The organism is Roseomonas haemaphysalidis, assembly GCF_017355405.1.
GTDB lineage: Bacteria > Pseudomonadota > Alphaproteobacteria > Acetobacterales > Acetobacteraceae > Pseudoroseomonas > Pseudoroseomonas haemaphysalidis.
In genome coordinates this window covers 423,128-441,338 of sequence record NZ_CP061178.1, presented here as the reverse complement: position 1 = coordinate 441,338, position 18,211 = coordinate 423,128, and the positions used below count along the sequence as shown (strand labels likewise).

Genomic DNA, 18,211 nt, shown 5'->3' with positions numbered 1-18,211 from the left:
GGAAATCAAGCCGGAATGGCCGAGTTGGATGCATCCAACTCGGCGCTCAACTGCCGGCGATCACGCCCTTGCGGATCAGAAAGTCGCCATAGGGGCGGGCGTCGCCCACCTGCACTACCGCGAAGCCGGCACGAGCCGCATCGTAGAACGCGAAGCGCTCGATGCCCACCAGGGAGCGGGGCTGGCCAAGCGCGTGGTTCACGGCGTCCTGCACCTCCTGCTGCACGGGGGGAACCTGATCGGGGTGGTCCACCATCTCCATGCGTCGCACCGGGTCGGGCACGAACGTATCGACCGGCAGCACGGACAGGATGGCGCGCGCCACGGCCCCCATGCGCAGGCCCGGCAAGCGCACCAGGCGCCGGCTGGCGGTCACGTGGGCGATCGCCTCCGCCGGGAAATTGGCGTCCACCAGCGCCAGGTCGTCGCCATGCCCCATGGCGGCCAGGACCCACAAAAGGTCTGGCGTCAGCAGGGGGTCCATATGCTTCAACATCCCGCAAGCCTCCTTCCCCGACGTTCCAGATAGATCCGCGCTGCCGCGCCGCCCAGGATGGCCTTGCGCTCCGCGGCGCGGAGTGGTTGCAGCAGCGTTTCCGTCACTGCCACCCAACGGTCGTAATCCGCCGCCAGGTTCAGCACCGGCCAGTCACTGCCCCACAGCAGGCGTTCCGCACCGAAAATCCGCAACAACTGCGTGAAGACCGGTGCCACGACCGCGACATCCGCCCCCGGCGCAGCCTCGGTCAACAGCCCTGACAGCTTGCAACACACCAAGGGGCGTGCGGCCAGGGCCGCCATGTCCGCCGCCCAGCGCTCATTCCAGGCGGCGCGCAGGTCGGGCTTGCCGGCGTGGTCGATGACGATGCGCAGCTCCGGGCAGCGGTCGGCCAAAACGAGGATCCGCGACAGGTGCTGTGGCCGCACCAGCGCATCGAACACCAGCCCATGCCGCGCCATGGCCTGCAATGCGGGCGGCAGTGCGTCCCCCAGCACCCAGTCGGGGTCGTCTAGGTCGTGTAGCATCGGCCGCAATCCGACCAGCAGAGGGTCGGCCGCCAGGGCGGCGACCTGCGCCACGGCATCCGGTGCCGCAAGCGGTGCCCAGCCGACCACGCCCGCCACGCTCGGCGTGGCAGCCGCGAGGTCGAGCAGGAAGCGCGTTTCCGCCACGGTGGGCGCCGCCTGCACCAGAATGGTGGCATCGATCCGGTGACGCAGCAGCAGGGGCTGCAGGTCGGCCGGACCGAAATCCCGGTGGATCGGCGCCAGGGCGGGGGAAAGCCAACCGTAGTCGCCGCGGGCGGTGCGCCAGTAATGCTGGTGCGCGTCGATCCGGGCGGTCATGCCGGAACCGGTGCGTCGGCGTCCAGAAGCCGCTCGTCCTTCAAAGCCTGCCAAAGCGCGGCCGGCACCGGCTCTGCTGCCGCAGCGGCGTTGGCCGCGACCTCCTGCGGTGTCACGGCGCCAAGCACGACCGAGGAAACCGAGGGATGCCCGAGGGGGAATTGCAGTGCCGCGCGCGCGAGTGGCACGTCGTGTGCCCGGCATACCGCCTCGATCCGGCGCACCCGCTGCAGCACTGCCGGCGGGGCAGGGGCGTAGTTGTAGTGCGCGCCCTCCACCGCGCCGGTCGCCAGGATGCCGGAGTTGAACACGCCGCCCATCAGGATGCCCATGCCCTTGCGTCGCGCGACCGGCAGGAAGCGCTCCAGCGCCGGCTGTTCCAGGAGCGAGTAGCGGCCGGCCAGGAGCATGGTGTCGAAGTCGCCGGCCTCGGCGAAGCGCGTGGCGATGTCCGCCTCGTTGACGCCGATGCCGATGCCTTTCACCACCCCCTCGGCCCGCAGGCGTTCCAGGGCCGGGTAGGCACCTTCCATGGCTTCGCGGATGCGTCCCTCGATGGCGTCGGGGCCATGCGTCCAGACATCGATATCGTGGATCAGCAGCAGGTCGATGCGGTCGGTGCCGAGCCGCAGGAGCGACTGCTCGAAGGCGCGCATGGTGCCATCGAAGGAATAGTCGAAGGCCGCCGCGTGCGGCAGTCCGCCCGCGAAGCCAGGGGAGATGACGCCGGCCGGCGGCGGCGCCGGGGCGCGGCGCGGGTCCATCACCCGCCCGACCTTGGTGGACAGCACGACCCGGTCCCGTCCGAAGCGGCGCAACGCGGTGCCGACGCGGTGCTCCGCCAGGCCGTTGCCGTAGTGTGGCGAGGTATCGAACAATGTGATGCCGGCGGCGGCCGCCGCCTCCACCGTGGCGATGGCCGTGCTGTCGTCGAGCTTGGCGTAAAGGTCGCCCAGGGGTGCGGCGCCGAAGCCGATCGTCGAAACGCTCAGGCCTGTGCGGCCCAGGCTGCGCTGGGATATCACGACGTTGTTCCTCCCCGGCCGCTCGTGTGGTGGCGGCCTCGGCGCCGAGGCTACCACGCACCGGCGGGGGAGGGGAGGCGGATCAGTCCACCGCGGTTTCCACCGAGCCCAGGCCAGGGAACTCGGCCAGAACGCGGGTGCCGGGCTCGATCATAAGCAGGCCGGTGCAGCTGCCGGTGGTGATCACCATGCCGGCGGACAGGCCGCCATAGGCGCGCGCGCCCGTGTCGGCCAGCCATTGCAGCAGGCGCACCGGGTCGCCGGCGGTGTTGCCGCCGACCTGCTCCAGGACCGTCTTGCCGTCGAAGGACAGGCGCACCGGTTGGTTCACCGGGTCGATGCCGCGCCAGTCCGCCAGCGCGGGGCCGATCACCAGGGCGCCGTGATTCACCTGGTCGGCCGTGTGGCTCAGCGGGTCGGTGCTCTTCAGGCGCTTGAAGCGGGTGTCCACCAGCTCGATCACCGGGTGCAGGCTTTCCACCGCGTCCAGCACCTCCTCGCGCGTGTAGGGCGCGTCGCGCGGCGGCAGGTCGCGACCCAGCAGGTACGCGATCTCGGCTTCCACGCCGATGACGTTGAAGCGGCTGGCGGGCAGGGGGCCGGGCGTCATCTGCAGATCGGCGGCGTTCAGCGGCGCGCCGCCCGGCGTCGCCTGCGGGTTGGCGGCGCCGACTTTCCAGCCGCCCACCGGGCCACGCGCCTCGGCGACGAGGCGCTGGATGGCCGCGGCTTCCTCCAGCGTTTGCGGGCGGGCGCCCTCGGGCAGGGCATCCAGCCAGACGCCGCTTTTGCGGGCCTGCAACAGGGCTTCGGCGGCGGCGGCAATATCGGTTGGCATAGAGGACTCCTTCCCTTTGTTGCTTTGTGCCGCGCCGTGCGGCCGGCAGCCAGCCCCGCTGGCTCAGATAGCGAAGTTGAGGGCTTCTGGGGTGGGGCGGCGGAGGCCCTTGGCGGCGGCCTGCTGCAGCAGCTGCGCGACCGTGGTCTCGCCCAGCCGGTCCAGCAGCAGCGCTTCCAGCGCGTCCCACAGCGGCGCCACCACCGCGGCATTCAGCGCCCCGCCCGCCGGTGCTCCGCCTGCCGGTGCTTCGCCTGCCGGTGCTTCGCCCGCCGCGCGGCCCGCGCCGGGCCCCGCCGCGTCGCCGTCCTCCTCGCTGGCCCCGCTCACCGCCCCCACCACCTCCGACAGCCGCATGTCCCGCGCCGCGCGCCCCAGCCGGTAGCCCCCCTTCGGGCCCCGCGTGCTGCCCAGCAGCCCCGCCCGGCTCAGCGCCTGCAGCACCGGCTCGATCCCCCGCCGCGCTTCCCCCAGCCGCTCCGCAATGTCGCCCGCCGGCACCGTGCCCCCGCGCCCCGCGTGAAACGCCACGTCCAGCACAATCGACACCGCCACCATCGCCCGGTCCCGCCGCAACAACATTTTTCCGCCCTTTCCCGCGATCCACGCCTGCATCACGTGGTATAGCGCCCCATGCCCCACGGTCACATGCCCCCGCCGCGGCCCGCCGCACCCCGCCTCTACAACAGCATCCTCGACACCGTCGGCCACACCCCCCTGGTCCGCCTGCCCCGCCTCGAGGCCGAGCGGGGCCTGACCGCCCGCCTCGCCCTCAAGCTCGAGTTCTTCAACCCGCTGGCCTCGCTGAAAGACCGCATCGGCCGCGCCATGATCGACGACGCCGAGGCCAGCGGCGCCCTCCGCCCCGATGCCAGCCCGCCGCAGACCATCGTCGAGCCCACCTCCGGCAACACCGGCATCGCCCTCGCCTTCGCCGCCGCCGCCAAAGGCTACCGCCTGGTCGTCACCATGCCCGACGGCGCCTCCGCCGAGCGCCGCAAGATGCTCCGCCTGCTCGGCGCCGAGGTGGTGCTGACCCCGGCCAGCCAGGGCATGGCCGGCGCCATCAGCCGCGCCGAGGCCATCGCCCAGCAAACCCCCGGCGCCTGGATGCCCCGCCAGTTCGACAACCCCGCCAACCCCGCCATCCACCAGCACACCACCGCCGCGGAAATCTGGGACGACACCGCCGGCACCGTGGACGTCGTGGTCGCCGGCCTCGGCACCGGCGGCACGCTGACCGGCATCGGCCGCGCCCTCAAGCCCCGCAAGCCCGGCCTGCTGCTGGTCGGCGTGGAGCCGGCCGAATCCGCCGTGCTGTCCGGCGACGACCCCGGCCCGCACGAGATCCAGGGCATCGGCGCCGGCTTCAAGCCCGCCGTGCTCGACCTCGAGCAGGTGGACACCCTCAAGCGCGTCACCGAGCGCGACGCCTTTGCCGCCGCCCGCCTGTGCGCCCGCAGCGAAGGCATCCCCATCGGCATCTCCTCCGGCGCCGTGCTCCACGCCATGCTCGACCTCGCCGCCCATCCCCAGCACCACAACCACCTCATCGTCGGCATCGCCGCCTCCTTCGCCGAACGCTACCTCTCCACCGATCTCTTCCACGGATTGTGAGCGGCTGACGCAGGGATGATGTGACGGCCCGCAAACCCCATGTGAGGCTCAGCCAATCCAGGGAGACGCCCGATGATCCAGCGCATGGCCATGGCCCTGCTCGCCGCCGCCGCCACGGCGGTGCCCGCCATGGCGCAACCCGCGCCCGCGCGCCCCACGCTGCTGCCGACCCGCGACGTCGCCATCACCTATCGCCTGGAAGGCAGCGACAAGGTGCGCGGCGACATCGATGCCAGCTGGTCGGCCAGCCAGCGGCTGCTGCGGGTGGACAATGACTCCGCCCCCGGCTGGGTGCTGGTGGAGGAACGCTCGCGCCGTGCCTCCATGGTCATGCGGCAGGGGCTGGTGATGCGCCTGCCGGACTCGCCGGAGATCGCCATGCTGATGGACGACCCGTCGTCCCAGGGGCAGGTGACGCGCCTTGGTCCGCGCACCGTGGCGGGGCTGCGCTGCACCGATTGGCGGCTGGACCGCAGGGACGGCAAGGGCGGCACTGCCTGCCTGACCCCGGACGGCGTGCTGCTGCGCTTGCAGCAGACCGGGCGGCGGGAAGTGCTGCTGGCCACGCGCGTCGCCTATGGCGCGCAGGACCCGGCGCGGTTCCGCCTGCCGAGTGGCGCGCCGCAGATCACGCTGCCGCAGGGGCTGCGAGGCCTGCGGCTGCCGGGGGGCTGAGGCCCCCGCGTTCTTTGCGGTCGGCAGGCTGAGCGTGCCCAGCTGCAACCCGTCGCGAGCAGGCGCGGCAACAGGCGGGCAGGGGTGAACCGACGCGGCGTTGGAAGCATCGTTTCCTCGGCAGCGACGATCTTTTATGCCGGAATGGTCGCACCCGGCGCGGAACCGCGTCAGTCGCCGCGTCCGGGCTCCAGGAACAGCGGCCGCGCGGCCGGGTCCCAGGCGATGCCGGCCGCGCGGAGCGAGGGTGCCAGCGCCGCGGCCGGCAGCCGCATGTAGCGTTCCAGCAATTGCAGGTAGAGGCCCATGAAGCGCGGCCCGTGCCCGTCGCTGTGCCCTTCCGCCGTGCTGCTCAGGGCATGCGCCAGCTCGTGCAGCAGCAGCCAGTCTGGCCATTCCGGCGGCAACCGCAGCCGCAGCCGGTTGGCATCGGCCTGCAGGCGGCGGGACTGGCGGGGCAGGGGCTCCACGGCGGGCGGGTGGCGCAGCCCTAGGTCGCGCCAGATGGCATCCACCATGGGTTGGGCCCGGCCGAAGGGCTGCGTGCCGCCGCCGCGCGGGGCCACCTCGGCATCCTCCCAGGCATACACGCGGGCGCGCTGCCGGTCGGCGGGGCGGCGCATCAGCCCAGCAGCCCGCCGCCCCCGCCGCCGTCGCGCAACGGGCGATTGAGGTTGACGCGGCTGCCGGCGGCCTCGCCGTGGCGGAAGGCGGCATCCTGGCGCAGCGGGCGCCGCCCGCCGGACACCAGCCGCGTGCCGGTTTCGCGAAAGGCGTCGTCCACCACGCGGTGCTTGACCAGCATCAACGCGCCGCCCTGCTGGCGCTGCTCGCCCACCTCGGCCTCGCGCGCCGCGTGCAGGGCCTCCAGCCGTTCGGCCAGGCGCATCGCCATGCCCTGCTGGAAGCTGATGGAGCCGCGGCGCAGCGGCGTGCCGCGCAATGCCGGGTGCGCCGCGCGAAACGCCACCAGCTCAGCCGCCATGGCGCGGCCGATGACCTCGTAAAGCCAGGCGGCCAGGGCGGTGTCCGTTTCAAAGCCGAAGAAGACGTAGCGCGCGGTGCCGCCGTCCCGCGCCAGCCACACCTTACAGTCGCAGAAGCGCGCGATGGCCGGCACGCAGCCGTCGATCGGGCGGCGCTGCCGGCCGGACAAGGGCACCTCCACCTGGGTGCAGCGCGCTTGCCGCAGGTCGATCTCCTGCATGCTGAGCGCGTAGCGCTCCAGCAGGCGGCCGACCATCTCAGCGGCCGCCATCGCCTCTGCCTCCGTACAGCCGTTGGATACGGTGCGTTCGGCCAGCGCGCGGATGCGCGCCTTCACGCGGTCGATCTCAGGGTCCTGGATGGTCGCCATCGCCGGGCGCGATCAAAGGCCCAGCCGCTCCAGCGCCCGCCGCAACTCGGCATTGGCGTAGGGCTTGGGCAGGAAGTCGATGCCGCCGTGGCGGTCGAAGCGCTGGCGCAGCTCCTCCGTGTCGGCGCCGCTGGCGATCAGCACCGGCACCTCCGGCCGCTGGGCGCGGATCTCCTGCACCATGTCGCGGCCGGCGGCGCCGGGGATATGCACATCCAGCAGCACGGCCCGGAGCGTGCCCTCGGCCGGGTCGATGCAGCTCATCAAGGCCGCGGCCGTTGCGGCCTCGACCGCCCGGAAGCCCATGTCCTCCAGCATCGCGACCGTGACCATGCGCACGATCGGCTCATCCTCGACCACCAGAATGGTCGGACGACTGGTATCGGCGAGGTCGTCAGCAGGCATGGCAATCTTTCCAACAGATAGCAGCGGTTGGTCCACCGCCAGCCCCATATGGGCAAGCCAAGCCGTTGCCAAGAGCCAAGGCCGGGGCAGGACACGCAAACGTGTGGTTCCTGCCGTAGGAACCTTTCATCGGCCACGGGGTTGCATGCCGATGGCGCTTCGGGTGCCCCGGCCCGTGAAAACATCGCCCCGGGCGCTGGACCGCACCCTGCCGCGCGGGCATTGAAAGGCTCCGCCATTCCAGGAGACAGCATGACCCCCACGGATATCGACCGCGTCCAGACCTACCTGCGCCGTTTGCTCGGCGCCGAGCGGCTCCGCATCGTGCCGCCGGCCCGCCAGGGCCTGTCGGTCGAGGTCGCCGTGGAGGACGAGGTGATCGGCACCGTGCACAAGGATGTCGACGAGGGTGAGACATCCTATTCCGTGCACCTCACCATCCTGGAAGAAGACCTGCCGCCGGTGCCGCGCAGCGCGCCCAAGCGCCCGGCGCGCTGACACCCGGGCGGGGGCCCGCCGCCCCCGCCCTCAGGCCTTCGCCACGCCCATGAAGGCCAGGGAGTCGTCCAGCGTCGGCGCCAGAAAGCGCACCGGTCCGGCCAGGGCGCCCGCGATGGTCGCGTGCCCCACGCCGGGATAGATCCGCTCCTCCACCCGCCCGCCCCGTTCCCGGATGCGCACCGCCAGGTTGCGGGTGTTGCGCGGCCCGACGGTGCTGTCCGCGTCGCCCTGCAGCAGCAGCATCGGCGGGGCCTGGCCATCTACGAAGTTGATCGGCTGGGTGCGGGCCAGCTGCTCCTCGGGGCCTAAGATCTGCTGGAGCTCAGCATCCCGCAGCGGCAGGAAGTCGTAGGGGCCGGCGATGCCGATCACCCCCGCGAGGTCGCGTTGCGGCCGCATCCCCACCGGGTCCAGCCATCGCGGGTCCAGACCCAGCATGACGGCGTTGTAGGCACCGGCCGAATGTCCCATCAGGAACAGCCGCCCCGGGTCGGCGTGCAGCGCGGTGCGCTGGTCAAACGCCCAGCGCGTCGCCTTCGCGCAATCCTCCAGGAAGTCGGGAAAGCGCACCTCCGGAAACAGGCGATAATCCGGGATCACCACGATGCAGCCGCGTTCCGCCAGGCTGGCGCCGACAAAGCGGTACATCGCCCGGTCGCCCGAGGACCAGTTGCCACCATAGAAGAACACCACCACCGGGGGCGAGGCCACGTCCGGCCGCGGCTGGTACAGGTCCAGCTTCTGCCGGGGCAGGGGGCCGTAGGCGATCGCCTCGCCCGCCAGCCGTTCCGGTGCCAGACCGTTCAGCACCCGCACCGGCGAGCAGGCGGCGGCCAGCAGCAGCCCCGCCGCGCCCAGGACCCGCCGGCCGCCGGACCAGCCGGCAGGGGCATCGGGCCGCCGGGCGGGGCGGGGGGGCGTCGTTGCTTCGGACATGGGAAGGGCGGCCTGCGGGCGGTTGCCGGCTGTGAATGGCCCAGCCTGCCAGCAGTTGCGCGGAACGACCGCGGAAGGGAGCAGATCCCCCCTTGGCCGCACCGCCCCGCGCCAGGCGCTCCGGCGCCCGCCGCCGCAAGCCGGGTTCGCGGCGGCTTTGGAATAGAAGGGTCGTTTCAGCGGGCGCTGTGCACGCCGGTCGCGACCGTTTCCTCGTCCAGGCGCGGCGTGTAGGTCAACCCGCGGCGCGTGGCCCAGACGCTCTTCTGGGTATGCAGCGGGATCACGGCGACGTCGTCCATCGCGATCTTCATGGCCTGCTGCATCAGCTTTTCGCGCGCCGCGTCATCCAGCGTGCGCATCGCCTCCTCGGTCACCTTGTCCATGGCCGGATTGGAATAGCGCCCGTAGTTGGACAGGCCGAGGCTGCTGCCTTCCCCGCGCGAGCCCATCACGGCGCGCAGCGAGGTGGACGGCTCGCCCGTGCTGTTGCTCCAGCCCAGCAGGTAGGCCGAGGCCTCGAAACGGTTCAGCCGGCCGATCAGCGTGGCCAGTGGCGCCGCCTCCACCTGCGTCTTGACGCCGACGCGCGCCCACATCTGCGCCACCACCTGCTGGATCTGGCTGTCGTTGATGTAGCGGTCGTTGGGGCCGCGCAGCGTGACGCTGAAGCCGTTGGGGTAGCCGGCCTCGGCCAGCAGCTTGCGGGCGCGGTCGGGGTCGAAGCGCGGCACGGGAATGGCCGGGTTGTAGCCGAAGGAATTGGCCGGCATGAACTGCCCGGCGGCCACCGCCACGTCCTCCATCACCCGCTGCACGATGGCCGGGCGGTTGATGGCGATGCTCAGCGCCTCGCGCACGCGGCGGTCGCGCAGCGGGTTGCTGTCCAGTGCCTCGCCGTTCGGCCCGCGCACGTCGGGCGTGGTGGTGCGCTCGGTGTCGAGGCCCAGGAAGATCAGCCGCAGGCTGGTGCCTTCCGAGATGCTGACGCGGTCGTTGTTGCGGATGCGCGCGACGTCGGCGGTGGGCACGTTGTCGATCACCGCGACATCGCCCGACAGCAGCGCCGCGACCCGCGCGCCGGAATTGGTGATGATGCGGTAGTTCACCCGCTCCCACTCGGGCTTGTTGCCCCAGTAGCTGTCGTTGCGCGCCATCTCGACCCGGTTGTTGGGGTCGTAGGACACGAAGCGGAACGGCCCGGTGCCGATCGCGGCCTTGCCGGAGTTGAAGTCAGACGACGGCACGTTCTCGCCGATCGCGCGGGGCACGATGAAGATCTGCGCCAGGTCGTTGGCCAGCAGGGGGTAGGGCGTCGCCGTCTTGAAGCGGATGGTCAGCGGGTCCACCACCTCCACGCCCGTGATGGCGCGCGAATACACGGCAAAGGAGCTGGGGCTTTGCACCGTCGGCACGCGCTTGAGCGAGAAGGCCACGTCCTCGGCCGTCAGCGGGTCGCCGTTGTGGAAGGTCACGCCGGCGCGCAGCTTGAATTCCCAGGTCAGGTCGTCCACCAGCCGCCAGGATTCGGCCAGCGACGGCTGCACGCGCACGTTCTCGTCGCGCCGCGTCAGCGCCTCGAACATGTGGCGCGACACCTGGATGCTCGGCGTCAGCGTGTAGTAGTGCGGGTCGATCGAGGCGGGCGGGGCGCTCACCGCCATGGACAGGGGCTGCGCCACGGCGGGCAGCGCCGCGAGCGGAAACAGCAGGGCGCAGCCCAGCAGGGCGGCGCGGCGGCAGAACGGGATCGGGCTCATCGGTCTTCCAGGCTCAGTTCCTGCTGCACGAGGCTCGCCCAATAGGCGGCGCCCAGGCCCAGGATGTCGTCGTTGAAGTCGTATTTCGGCGTGTGCACGTTGTGGAAGCTGCCATCGGCGTTGACGCCATTGCCGATGCGCATGAACACCCCGGGCCGCTGCTGCAGCATGAAGGCGAAGTCCTCGCCCCCCGTGCTCATGGGAAACTCGCCGAGGTTCTCGGGGCCCACCAGCGCCAACGCGGCGGCATTGGCCACGGGCACCTTTTCCGGCGTATTCACGGTGGGCGGGCACAGCGCCTCGTAGCTCAGCTCTGCCTCGCAGCCATGCGCCGCCGCCAGCGTCCGCGCCAGCTCGCCCAGGCGCTGGCGGATCACCACCTGCGCCTCGGGCCGGAAATAGCGCGCCGTGCCGCGCACCACGATGCGCGACGGCATGACGTTGGGCGAGCCGAAGGTGCCGCCCGACACATGGCCGACCGACAGCGCCGCCGCCTCGGTGGGCTTCAGGTTACGCGGCAGGATGGTTTGCACGCCCAGCAGGAAGTGGCCCAGCACCACGGTGGTGTCGGTCGCCAGATGCGGCGCGGCGCCGCCATGGCCGCCGGTGCCGGTGAAGGTGACACCCCAGAAGTCGGCGCCGGCCAGGATCGGCCCCGGGCGCGTGGCGAAGTGGCCGACCGGCATGCCCGGGGTGTTGTGCATGCCGTAGACGGCGTCCACCGGGAAGCGCTCGAACAACCCGTCCTTGAGCATCGCCGCGGCGCCCGTGCCGGCTTCCTCGGCCGGCTGGAAGATGAAGTGCACGGTGCCGGCGAAGTCCGGGTTGCCCGCTAGGTAGCGGGCCGCGCCGAGCAGCATGGTGGTGTGCCCGTCATGGCCGCAGGCGTGCATCTTGCCTTCCACTCTGGAGGCATGCGCGAAGTCGTTCTCCTCCTGAATGAACAGCGCGTCCATGTCCGCCCGCAGGCCGATCGCCCGCTGGCCGGGGCGGCGGCCTTGCAGCGTGGCGACCACGCCGGTCTGCCCAATGCCTTCTTCCACCGCCAGCCCCCATTCCCGGAGCTTGCTGGCGACGATGCCGGCGGTGCGGACCTCCTCGAAGCGGGTTTCCGGATGGGCGTGGATGTCGCGGCGGATCGCCACCAGCTCCGGCTCGAATTGCCGGATCGTGTCGAGGATCGCTTGCCGGGACATGCTGGGTCGCTCCATGGCGGGGTCGGGAAAGGCTGCAGAGTGAGGGCCTACCGGGGTTCGGTCAATCTCAGGCGGGAATCAACGGGTCGCGTGAGCTTGGCCGTCTGGAATGGAGAGGTCGTTTTTGCTGCTGCCTCGACGACCATTTTCCGCCGCGAGTCGCGGCGTGGTGGGAATGGAAGGGTCGCTATGCGGTGATACCGGCGTCATATGGACGCCGCAGGCCAACCGGGGCCGCCTCGGCCGGCCAAACCATCCACAGGCACGGTCAGTCAGTGTCTGATTCTCAGTCTATTTAGAAAGTCTATTTCGAAAAAGTTCGTTTGTTTTCCGAAGGCTGTTCCGTCGAAACGACCCGTTGCCTCCGGAATCCGACCCGGCTGTTCCCGTTGGCGACCCCGCCATTCCCAAAAGCGACCCCTCCCTTCAATCATCCACCAGGCTGTCCACAGCGACCGGCTGCCGGGCCAAGCCAAGAGGCGCAAAACGACCCGTTGATTCCCCACAGGTGCAATTTGGCGCCCGGCAATGCTAGCCTGCCGGGGCCTGCGGGAATCAAAGGGTCGGAAATCGTGTCGACAAGCAGCAGCGGCCAGGACCTGACGGAAGCTGAGCGCAAGCGCCTGGAGCGCTTTGAACGCGCCAAGGCGAACCGCCGTGGCCGCAAGGCGCCCACCGTCATGCCATCCCGCCTGGCACGCACCTCGGCCTTCGCGCCGCGCAAGAAAGGGCTGATCACCGACAGCGGCTTCCAGCGCCTGTACGTGGTGCGGCCACATACGGTGGTGGAGGTGCGTGGCCGCGAACTGGGCTCGCAGCACCGCGACGCGCTATACGCGCTGTTCCGCATGCGCGCCAAGCGCACCGAGATGGCGCCGCAGAACGGCGCGCAGCCGCTGCCCTACTATCACACCGAGACCACCTGGCGCGCGTTGCTTTCGGCCACCGGGCGCACCGCCCATGTCAACAACCTCGGCACCATGCTGCGGGTGTTCGAGGAGCTGCGCTCGGTGTCCTTCCGCTTCTACCAGGGCGATTTCGCGCAATACGAGGCCGCGACGCAGTCGGGCCGCCTTGCCGCCGCCGGCTATTCCGACAACCTGCTGGGCCGCATCGAGTGGGATGGCATCACCCTCGATTCCCGCGTCAAGGTCGCCTACGGCGAATGGGTGCGGGACATGTTCGAAAGCCGCACGCTGGCCAGCATCGACGGTGAAACCTATTTCAAGCTGCGGTCCGACTACGCCAAGGCCTTCTGGCCGTTCATCGATTCCCAGCCCGACTACACCTGGGTGGCCGTCGAGATGCTGTCCGAGCTAGCGGGGCGCGACTACAAGGCCGAGACCACCCGGCAACGCCTGAAGTTCCGCGAGGAGTGCCGCCAGGCCTTTGACGACATGATCAACGCCGGCGGCCTGGCGTCCTGGACCTGCGAGGAAGTCGGCAGCGGCCGGGCGAAGTCCTACCGCTACCGCTACGTGCACGCCTTGCCCAAGCAGGGCTCGCTGGACCTGGCAGCCGGAATCAACGGGTCGTAAGCGGCGGAATAGAAGGGTCGGAACGCCTGGCCATACGATCGGGTTTCACTGCAAGCCGCATCTGTCCTGATGCCCCGGCTTCCCCCCAAATGCACCGACGCGGTCTGGGCCCCGACCCCTCAACCTCGCGATCAGTCAGAAAAAAGATGGGGGCTTGGGGGAATTCCTTCCCCCAACCTTTCCCGGCCCCTCAGTCGCTGACCTTCACCAGCAGCTTGCCGAAGTTCTTGCCTTCCAGCAGCCCCGCGAAGGCCTCCGGCGCCCGGTCCAGCCCGTCCACCACGTCCTCGCGATAGCGAACCTTTCCTTCCGACACCCATTGCCCCATCTCGCGCAGGAAGTCGGGCTTCCTGGCCGCGAATTCCGTCTGAATGAAGCCACGGATGGTGAGGCTCCGCGACAGCACCTGCCGCATCAGCGCCGGCAGGCGGTCCGGGCTTTCCGAGGCAGCGCCGTTGTACTGCGATACCAGCCCGCAGACCGGCACGCGGGCGAACTTGTTCAGCAGGGGGAAGACCGCGTCCCACACCGCGCCGCCGACGTTCTCGAAGTAGACATCGATGCCCTCGGGGCAGGCGGCGGCGAGCTGGGCCGCGAAGTCCGGCGCCCGGTGGTCGATCGCGGCATCGAAGCCGAATTCCTCGCGCAGGGCGCGGCACTTGTCCGGCCCCCCGGCGATGCCGACGGCGCGCGCGCCGCGCAGCTTGGCGATCTGCCCGACCGCCGAGCCCACCGGGCCGGTGGCCGCGGCGACCACCACGGTTTCGCCCGCCTTGGGCTGGCCCAGCAGCAGCAGCCCGGCCCAGGCGGTGAAGCCCGGCATGCCCAGCACGCCAAGCGCCGTGCTGACCGGCGCGATGCCGATGTCCAGCTTGCGCAGGCTGTCGCCCGGGGCGGTGGCATGGGTTTGCCAGCCGGCATGCGACAGCACCACGTCGCCCGCCCGCAGGCCGGGGTGGCGCGATTCCAGCACGCGGCTGACGGTGCCGCCTTCCATCACGGCACCGATCGCGACCGGCTCGGCATAGGATTTGGCGTCGCTCATGCGGCCGCGCATGTAGGGGTCGAGCGACAGGAACAGGGTTTGCAGCAGCACCTCGCCCTCGGCCGGCGCGGCGACGGGGTGCTCCTCGAAGCGGAAGTGTCTGGCCTCGGGCCGGCCGTCCGGGCGGGCGGCGAGGCGGATCTGGCGGCTGGTCTGCGTCATGCTGTGCTCCATCGGTTGGTGCACCAGATGGGGGCGCCGGGCCCCCGATGGAACTGCCGCATGGATACATCCAACCGCCGCCGCCGGCGCTCAGCCCGGCAGCAGCTCCTGCACGCTGTCGAAGCCCTCGAACTGCGGCGGGCCCAGGTAAAGCGCGCGGTTGCCGCCGGCGCCGCGGTGCGCGGCGCGAAACGCCTCGGACTCCGTCCAGGCCTCGAAGTCGGCGCGCGAGCGCCAGACGGTGTGGGACGCGTACAACATGTGGTCCTCGGCCGCCGCGCCGCGCAGCAGGTGGAAGGACACGAAGCCCGGCACCTCCCGCAGGTGAGAATCGCGGCTGGCCCAGACCTCCTCGAACGCCGCCTCGGCGCCGGGCACGATGCGGAAGCGGTTCATGGCGATAAATGGCACGGACATCTCCATTTGAACTTGCGACTAATTCGCAATGTGCTAGGCCTAAGGACATGGCCCTTCAGCGCAACGCCGGGATCCGTCCGCCGATGCAGGTCCCGTCCGGGATCGTGTCGGTGGCCGACTACGCGCCGCACGCCCGGGCCCGCCTGGACGAGGCGGCCTGGGCCTATGTGGAGGCCGGCGCGGCCGATGGCCTGACCGCCGCCGACAACCTTTCCGCCTTTGCCCGGCTCAAGCTGAACGCCGCCGTGCTGGCCGACCTCGGGGGGGCCGGCACCCACCTGCATCTGTTCGGCCACGAGCACCGCCACCCCATCCTGGTGGCCCCCACCGCCTTTCACCGCCTGCTGCACCCGGAAGCCGAGCTGGCCACCGCCACGGGCGCGCGTGCCATGCAGGCGGGGTTGGTGGTCAGCGCCCAGGCCAGCACGGCGCTGGAACCGGTGGCCGCCCTGGCCGGGCATGCGCCGCCCCCCTGGTTCCAGCTTTACGTGCAGCCGGACCGCGGCTTCACCCTGGCGCTGCTGCGCCGGGCGGAACAGGCGGGCTTCGGTGCCATCGTCCTGACGGTCGATGCCGGCGTCAGCCTGCGCAACGCCGAGCAGCGTGCCGGCTTCCGCCTGCCGCCGGGCGTGGAGGCGGTGAACCTGCGCGGCATGCCGGCAGCGCCGCGCGCCGCCAACAGCGATACCTTCGCATTGCTGAGCGATGCCCCCAGCTGGGCCGATGTCGCCGCCCTGCGCGCCGCGACGCGGCTGCCGCTGCTGCTCAAGGGCATCATGACCGCGGCCGATGCCCGCCGCGCGCTGGATGCCGGCGCGGACGGGATCGTCGTGTCCAACCATGGCGGCCGGGTGCTGGACGGCGCGCCCGCCAGCATCGACGCCCTGCCTCCCATCGCCGCCGCCGTCGCCGGGCGCGTGCCGCTGTTGCTGGATGGCGGCATCCGCCGTGGCACGGACGTGCTGAAGGCTCTGGCGCTCGGGGCCCGTGCCGTGCTGGTGGGGCGCCCGGTGCTGCATGGCCTGGCCGTGGCGGGTGCCGCCGGCGTCGCGCACGTGCTCAGCCTGCTGCGCACGGAGCTGGAGATCGCCATGGCCCAGACCGGCTGCCCCACCCTGGCCGACATCGGCCCCCATGTGCTGTGGAACAGGCCATGACGCCGGATATCGACGCCCTGCTGACCGGCCCGCTGAGCTTCGCGCATGGCTACCTCGCCCTGGTGCCCGGCGATGGCGAGGTGATCCGTGGCAGCCAGCTGCGCCGGCCGGAGGTGCTGCGCACCCTGCTGGACCGCTATTGCCAGCAGTTCGGCGAGGCCGACCGCCGTGCCGGCGTGTCCATGTGGATGCAGAGCTATGCCGTGCGGCTGGTGTACCCCGTGCTGGCCGCCAACCTGATGGCCGGGCGCGACCTGCCCCTGGCGCTGGACGACGTCACCCTGCTGGTCGGCCCCGAGGGCGGGCCGCGTGGCTTTGTGCTGCCCCATGCGGGCGGCGCCGTCGCCGCGCGGGGCATGGCCCGCTTCGCCCCCCTGGTGCGCGACCACCTGGCGCCGCTGATCGAGGCGCTGTCCGCCGCCGACCGCATCACGCCCCGCCTGGCCTGGAGCAATGTCGGCGTCCGCATCGCCGGCACCGTGGATCTCGCGCGCCGCGCCGGGCGCCTGGGGGCCGAGGCGGAACAGGATGCGGCGATGCTGCTCGGCAGCGCCAGCTGGCCCGACGGATGGGCCAACCCGGTGCACGAGCCACTGCGCGCGCCGCCCGGCGGCGGCCCGGCGCAGCGGCGGGTGTGCTGCCTGCGCTACCTCCTGCCCGGCTTTGCCGGCTGCGGCGCCAGCTGCCCGGTGCCGGGCGGGCGGGCCGAGGCACGCGAAGCCGCCTGAGGCACCGCGGCGCCGATACGGCGGGCGGGGCCGTCGCCCCTCGCTGATTTCCCTGTCGCGTTGTTTGCTTTAAGCCGGGCGCCAAACAAGGAACGCCCCGATGACCCCCGCCCCCACCGCCCCCCGCCCTGCCGGCGGGCGGATGCGCGAGCTGCGCGCCATGCTGGCCCTGGCCTGGCCGCTGGCATTGACCAATCTGTCGCAGATCGCGCTGCTGCTGACCGACACGCTGTATCTCGGCCGGCTGGGCGAGGTGCCGTTGGCGGCGGCGACGCTGGGCGGCAACCTGTATTTCATCACCCTGTCCCTGCCATTCGGCCTGGCCTTCGCGGCCACGGCGATGCTGGCGCAGGAAAAGGGCCATGTGCGCCACCACGTGCGGGAGATGCGCCGCACCTTCCGCCAGGCGCTGTGGCTCGGAGTGCTGGGCTTCGTGCCGATCGGGCTGCTGCTGTGGCACGGCGGCGCGATCCTGCTGGCCTCGGGGCAGGAGCCGGCGCTGGCGCAGGAAGCAGAGCGCTTTCTGCGCGCCATCCTGTGGGGCGTGCTGCCGTTCTACGGCTTCATGCTGCTGCGCGGCTTTCTGTCGGCCCTGCAGCGGCCGCAGATGGCGTTGTGGGTGTCGCTGGCGGCGATCGGGTTGAACGCCTTGCTGGGCTACGTGTTCATCGCCGGCGGCTTCGGCGCGCCGCAGCTCGGCACGCTGGGGGCGGGGCTGTCCAGCGCCGGGTCCAACCTGTTCATGTGCGTGGCGCTGGCTGTGTTGATGTCGCGCGACCGGCGCATCGCCCGCTTCCGGCTGGCCGGGCGCTTCTGGCGCACCGATTTGCGCCGCATGGCGGAGATCGTGCGCGTCGGCCTGCCGATCACCGGCACCATGCTGCTGGAGATCGGGGTGTTCAGCGGGACGGCGCTGGTGATGGGCTGGTTCGGCTCCACCGCCGTGGCCGCGCATGCCGTGGCGCTGCAAGTGGCCAGCGCCACCTTCATGGTGCCGATGGGCGTCAGCCAGGCGGCCACCGCCCGGGTCGGGCTGGCCGCCGGCGCGCTGGACCGTGCCGGCGCGCAGCTGGCGGGCTGGACGGCGATCGGCATCTCCGTCGCCTTCATGGCGGCGACGGCGGTGATGCTGCTGGCCGTGCCCGGCACCATCGCCGCGCTGTTCCTGCCGCCCGAGCTGGCGCCGACGCGGGAGCTGGCGGCCTTGCTGCTGATGGTCGCCGGCGTGTTCCAGCTGGCGGACGGCGTGCAGGCCACCGCCGCCGGCGCGCTGCGCGGGCTGAAGGACACGCGCATGCCGCTGCTGTTCGCGGCGCTGGGCTACTGGGGGTTGGGGTTGCCCTTCGGCCTCCTGATGGGCTTTTCCGCCGGGATGGGGCCGGTGGGGGTGTGGTTCGGGCTGGCCGCGGGGCTGGCGGTGGTGGCGGTGCTGATGACGCTGCGCTGGCGGCGCATGTCGGCATTGCCGCCGGAACAGCTGGCGGCGCGCGCCCTGGCGGCGTGAACC

20 protein-coding genes are annotated in these 18,211 nt (G+C 71.4%); 7 read left to right on the top strand and 13 right to left on the bottom strand.

Annotation, left to right across the window (positions count from 1 at the left end):
• Nucleotides 1-46 precede the first annotated feature (46 nt).
• The 5 genes from IAI59_RS19645 to IAI59_RS19625 all read right to left on the bottom strand — a co-directional run bounded on the left by IAI59_RS19645 (nt 47) and on the right by IAI59_RS19625 (nt 3,792).
• Nucleotides 47-496, bottom strand: coding sequence for an RbsD/FucU family protein (locus tag IAI59_RS19645; RefSeq protein WP_207415697.1), 450 nt, complete (start codon nt 494-496; stop codon nt 47-49).
• Nucleotides 490-1,347 carry an amidohydrolase family protein gene (locus tag IAI59_RS19640; protein ID WP_207415696.1) on the bottom strand — a complete coding sequence of 286 codons (858 nt, stop codon included), beginning with the start codon at nt 1,345-1,347 and terminating at the stop codon, nt 490-492. The genes IAI59_RS19645 and IAI59_RS19640 overlap by 7 nt, the downstream gene beginning before the upstream one ends.
• Entirely contained in the window at nt 1,344-2,369 is a 1,026-nt protein-coding gene (locus IAI59_RS19635) for an aldo/keto reductase (RefSeq protein WP_207443912.1), read from the bottom strand. Before IAI59_RS19635 ends, IAI59_RS19640 begins: the two co-directional genes overlap by 4 nt.
• A gap of 85 nt (nt 2,370-2,454) precedes the next feature.
• Nucleotides 2,455-3,210, bottom strand: coding sequence for a 2-keto-4-pentenoate hydratase (locus tag IAI59_RS19630; RefSeq protein WP_207415695.1), 756 nt, complete (start codon nt 3,208-3,210; stop codon nt 2,455-2,457).
• A 63-nt stretch (nt 3,211-3,273) separates the two neighbouring features.
• Nucleotides 3,274-3,792 (bottom strand): RrF2 family transcriptional regulator, encoded by a 519-nt coding sequence (locus IAI59_RS19625; protein WP_207415694.1) that lies wholly within the window; start codon nt 3,790-3,792, stop codon nt 3,274-3,276.
• A gap of 66 nt (nt 3,793-3,858) precedes the next feature.
• On the opposite strand from IAI59_RS19625, the gene cysK reads away from it, so the two are divergent.
• Both cysK and IAI59_RS19615 read left to right on the top strand, forming a co-directional pair.
• Nucleotides 3,859-4,827 carry a cysteine synthase A gene (gene cysK / locus IAI59_RS19620; RefSeq protein WP_237180482.1) on the top strand — a complete coding sequence of 323 codons (969 nt, stop codon included), beginning with the start codon at nt 3,859-3,861 and terminating at the stop codon, nt 4,825-4,827.
• Nucleotides 4,828-4,899: 72 nt separating this feature from the next.
• Nucleotides 4,900-5,502: a hypothetical protein gene (locus IAI59_RS19615; RefSeq protein WP_207416064.1), complete on the top strand. Its 603-nt coding sequence runs from the start codon at nt 4,900-4,902 to the stop codon at nt 5,500-5,502.
• 170 nt (nt 5,503-5,672) lie between these two features.
• Here the strand turns inward: IAI59_RS19615 and IAI59_RS19610 are convergent, their stop codons facing one another.
• The 3 genes from IAI59_RS19610 to IAI59_RS19600 are packed head-to-tail and all read right to left on the bottom strand — an operon-like array spanning nt 5,673 to nt 7,264.
• The gene (locus IAI59_RS19610; RefSeq protein ID WP_237180502.1) at nt 5,673-6,125 is read right to left on the bottom strand and encodes a hypothetical protein; all 453 of its coding nucleotides are present in this window, start codon (nt 6,123-6,125) and stop codon (nt 5,673-5,675) included.
• Nucleotides 6,125-6,859: a DUF7168 domain-containing protein gene (locus tag IAI59_RS19605; protein WP_207416063.1), complete on the bottom strand. Its 735-nt coding sequence runs from the start codon at nt 6,857-6,859 to the stop codon at nt 6,125-6,127. Before IAI59_RS19605 ends, IAI59_RS19610 begins: the two co-directional genes overlap by 1 nt.
• A gap of 12 nt (nt 6,860-6,871) precedes the next feature.
• Complete coding sequence (locus tag IAI59_RS19600) at nt 6,872-7,264, bottom strand: response regulator (RefSeq protein ID WP_207416062.1); 393 nt, start codon at nt 7,262-7,264, stop codon at nt 6,872-6,874.
• 252 nt (nt 7,265-7,516) lie between these two features.
• Here IAI59_RS19600 and IAI59_RS19595 point away from each other — a divergent pair, with 252 nt between their 5' ends.
• Complete coding sequence (locus tag IAI59_RS19595) at nt 7,517-7,762, top strand: DUF3126 family protein (protein WP_207416061.1); 246 nt, start codon at nt 7,517-7,519, stop codon at nt 7,760-7,762.
• A gap of 30 nt (nt 7,763-7,792) precedes the next feature.
• Here the strand turns inward: IAI59_RS19595 and IAI59_RS19590 are convergent, their stop codons facing one another.
• The 3 genes from IAI59_RS19590 to IAI59_RS19580 form a co-directional block, all read right to left on the bottom strand.
• The gene (locus IAI59_RS19590) at nt 7,793-8,701 is read right to left on the bottom strand and encodes an alpha/beta hydrolase (RefSeq protein ID WP_207416060.1); all 909 of its coding nucleotides are present in this window, start codon (nt 8,699-8,701) and stop codon (nt 7,793-7,795) included.
• 176 nt (nt 8,702-8,877) lie between these two features.
• Complete coding sequence (locus IAI59_RS19585; protein WP_207416059.1) at nt 8,878-10,461, bottom strand: ABC transporter substrate-binding protein; 1,584 nt, start codon at nt 10,459-10,461, stop codon at nt 8,878-8,880.
• Nucleotides 10,458-11,657 carry an amidohydrolase gene (locus IAI59_RS19580; RefSeq protein WP_207416058.1) on the bottom strand — a complete coding sequence of 400 codons (1,200 nt, stop codon included), beginning with the start codon at nt 11,655-11,657 and terminating at the stop codon, nt 10,458-10,460. Before IAI59_RS19580 ends, IAI59_RS19585 begins: the two co-directional genes overlap by 4 nt.
• A gap of 572 nt (nt 11,658-12,229) precedes the next feature.
• Here IAI59_RS19580 and IAI59_RS19575 point away from each other — a divergent pair.
• On the top strand, nt 12,230-13,195 hold the full coding sequence (locus IAI59_RS19575; RefSeq protein WP_207416057.1) for a hypothetical protein: 966 nt from the start codon (nt 12,230-12,232) through the stop codon (nt 13,193-13,195).
• Nucleotides 13,196-13,385: 190 nt separating this feature from the next.
• On the opposite strand, the gene IAI59_RS19570 is transcribed toward IAI59_RS19575, so the two are convergent.
• The gene (locus tag IAI59_RS19570) at nt 13,386-14,402 is read right to left on the bottom strand and encodes an NADP-dependent oxidoreductase (RefSeq protein WP_207416056.1); all 1,017 of its coding nucleotides are present in this window, start codon (nt 14,400-14,402) and stop codon (nt 13,386-13,388) included.
• Between the two features lie 90 nt (nt 14,403-14,492).
• The gene (hmuQ, locus tag IAI59_RS19565) at nt 14,493-14,798 is read right to left on the bottom strand and encodes a heme-degrading protein HmuQ (RefSeq protein ID WP_237180549.1); all 306 of its coding nucleotides are present in this window, start codon (nt 14,796-14,798) and stop codon (nt 14,493-14,495) included.
• 104 nt (nt 14,799-14,902) lie between these two features.
• Here hmuQ and IAI59_RS19560 point away from each other — a divergent pair, with 104 nt between their 5' ends.
• The 3 genes from IAI59_RS19560 (at nt 14,903) to IAI59_RS19550 (ending at nt 18,208) form a co-directional block, all read left to right on the top strand.
• Nucleotides 14,903-15,976 (top strand): alpha-hydroxy acid oxidase, encoded by a 1,074-nt coding sequence (locus tag IAI59_RS19560; RefSeq protein ID WP_207416054.1) that lies wholly within the window; start codon nt 14,903-14,905, stop codon nt 15,974-15,976.
• Nucleotides 15,973-16,704 carry a siderophore-iron reductase FhuF gene (gene fhuF / locus IAI59_RS19555; RefSeq protein WP_207416053.1) on the top strand — a complete coding sequence of 244 codons (732 nt, stop codon included), beginning with the start codon at nt 15,973-15,975 and terminating at the stop codon, nt 16,702-16,704. Before IAI59_RS19560 ends, fhuF begins: the two co-directional genes overlap by 4 nt.
• 100 nt (nt 16,705-16,804) lie before the next feature.
• Entirely contained in the window at nt 16,805-18,208 is a 1,404-nt protein-coding gene (locus IAI59_RS19550; protein WP_237180501.1) for an MATE family efflux transporter, read from the top strand.
• Nucleotides 18,209-18,211: the final 3 nt, after the last annotated feature.

Bases quoted from the DNA above. Each gene is read 5' to 3' on its own strand.
- IAI59_RS19610 (WP_237180502.1), bottom strand. From the start codon at position 6,125: ATGCGCCGCCCCGCCGACCGGCAGCGCGCCCGCGTGTATGCCTGGGAG.
- IAI59_RS19600 (WP_207416062.1), bottom strand. From the start codon at position 7,264: ATGCCTGCTGACGACCTCGCCGATACCAGTCGTCCGACCATTCTGGTG.
- IAI59_RS19605 (WP_207416063.1), bottom strand. From the start codon at position 6,859: ATGGCGACCATCCAGGACCCTGAGATCGACCGCGTGAAGGCGCGCATC.
- IAI59_RS19640 (WP_207415696.1), bottom strand. From the start codon at position 1,347: ATGACCGCCCGGATCGACGCGCACCAGCATTACTGGCGCACCGCCCGC.
- IAI59_RS19570 (WP_207416056.1), bottom strand. From the start codon at position 14,402: ATGACGCAGACCAGCCGCCAGATCCGCCTCGCCGCCCGCCCGGACGGC.
- IAI59_RS19645 (WP_207415697.1), bottom strand. From the start codon at position 496: ATGTTGAAGCATATGGACCCCCTGCTGACGCCAGACCTTTTGTGGGTC.
- hmuQ (WP_237180549.1), bottom strand. From the start codon at position 14,798: ATGAACCGCTTCCGCATCGTGCCCGGCGCCGAGGCGGCGTTCGAGGAG.
- IAI59_RS19585 (WP_207416059.1), bottom strand. From the start codon at position 10,461: ATGAGCCCGATCCCGTTCTGCCGCCGCGCCGCCCTGCTGGGCTGCGCC.
- IAI59_RS19630 (WP_207415695.1), bottom strand. From the start codon at position 3,210: ATGCCAACCGATATTGCCGCCGCCGCCGAAGCCCTGTTGCAGGCCCGC.
- IAI59_RS19625 (WP_207415694.1), bottom strand. From the start codon at position 3,792: ATGTTGTTGCGGCGGGACCGGGCGATGGTGGCGGTGTCGATTGTGCTG.
- IAI59_RS19580 (WP_207416058.1), bottom strand. From the start codon at position 11,657: ATGTCCCGGCAAGCGATCCTCGACACGATCCGGCAATTCGAGCCGGAG.
- cysK (WP_237180482.1), top strand. From the start codon at position 3,859: ATGCCCCCGCCGCGGCCCGCCGCACCCCGCCTCTACAACAGCATCCTC.
- IAI59_RS19550 (WP_237180501.1), top strand. From the start codon at position 16,805: ATGACCCCCGCCCCCACCGCCCCCCGCCCTGCCGGCGGGCGGATGCGC.
- IAI59_RS19595 (WP_207416061.1), top strand. From the start codon at position 7,517: ATGACCCCCACGGATATCGACCGCGTCCAGACCTACCTGCGCCGTTTG.
- fhuF (WP_207416053.1), top strand. From the start codon at position 15,973: ATGACGCCGGATATCGACGCCCTGCTGACCGGCCCGCTGAGCTTCGCG.
- IAI59_RS19560 (WP_207416054.1), top strand. From the start codon at position 14,903: ATGCAGGTCCCGTCCGGGATCGTGTCGGTGGCCGACTACGCGCCGCAC.
- IAI59_RS19590 (WP_207416060.1), bottom strand. From the start codon at position 8,701: ATGTCCGAAGCAACGACGCCCCCCCGCCCCGCCCGGCGGCCCGATGCC.
- IAI59_RS19615 (WP_207416064.1), top strand. From the start codon at position 4,900: ATGATCCAGCGCATGGCCATGGCCCTGCTCGCCGCCGCCGCCACGGCG.